Source organism: Bartonella florencae, assembly GCF_000312525.1.
Classification (GTDB): domain Bacteria; phylum Pseudomonadota; class Alphaproteobacteria; order Rhizobiales; family Rhizobiaceae; genus Bartonella; species Bartonella florencae.
Genome location: NZ_HE997494.1, coordinates 1 through 743 on the forward strand (window position 1 = coordinate 1; position 743 = coordinate 743).

A 743-nucleotide genomic window follows, 5' to 3' on the forward strand; every position below is an offset into this window, starting at 1 on the left:
ACGAATATATGTAAAAAGTGCAAGTGTCAACATAAAAATGTAAAAAGTGCATATTTATGTTAGGTATGTTTTTCTTAAAAATGCACTATCCACAATTTATGGAGATACAAAATGCAAAAAGCAGAACAAGATTCTGATCTTTTAAAAGGGTTTTCTCAGAAAGAAAAGGAAACTATTACTTATCTTTTGATTGCCTTAAAAACTCAATATATAAAATCACAGATTTCTTGTTTTCTTCAGAAAGGTCACGATAAAAATTCATAAATTCTTGATCAACATCATTGAAGAAATTTGGGGGGGGTTCGTTAAAAAATTCAGCTATTTTAACTAATTCCCCAATACTTATGCTTCTTGATTTTCCATTTTTGTAAGGATTAATCATTCTGCTTATAGTTGATTGATGAATTCCCAAGTAGGCGGCTAGCTCTATTTGAGCGCCGTGTCCGCGCTCGTCTAATTTTTTTTCTAGCCATTGTTGGATACTTTTTTCAATATTGCTACTCATAATCTAAATATTATCCCTAAAAATACGTAAAATGCAAAAATGTTAAAAGTTCATTTTTTCTTGACATATGTAAAAAGTGCAATTATTTATTGCGCCGTTATGGAGATTACATATGGCTTCGAGATTAATTATAAAATATTTAGGCGGTTTCAAAACTGTAGCAGCCATAGTGCAAAGAGATGTGTCATCTGTTTCTAGATGGCGTAGTCTTATACCAGCAAAGCACCAACAAAAATTA

At 31.1% G+C, this 743-nt stretch carries 1 protein-coding gene; it reads right to left on the reverse strand.

Features of this window, described 5'->3' with window-relative positions; translation table 11 throughout:
- Nucleotides 1-175: 175 nt before the first annotated feature.
- Complete coding sequence (locus BN202_RS09005; protein ID WP_019220317.1) at nt 176-505, reverse strand: helix-turn-helix domain-containing protein; 330 nt, start codon at nt 503-505, stop codon at nt 176-178.
- Nucleotides 506-743 lie beyond the last annotated feature (238 nt).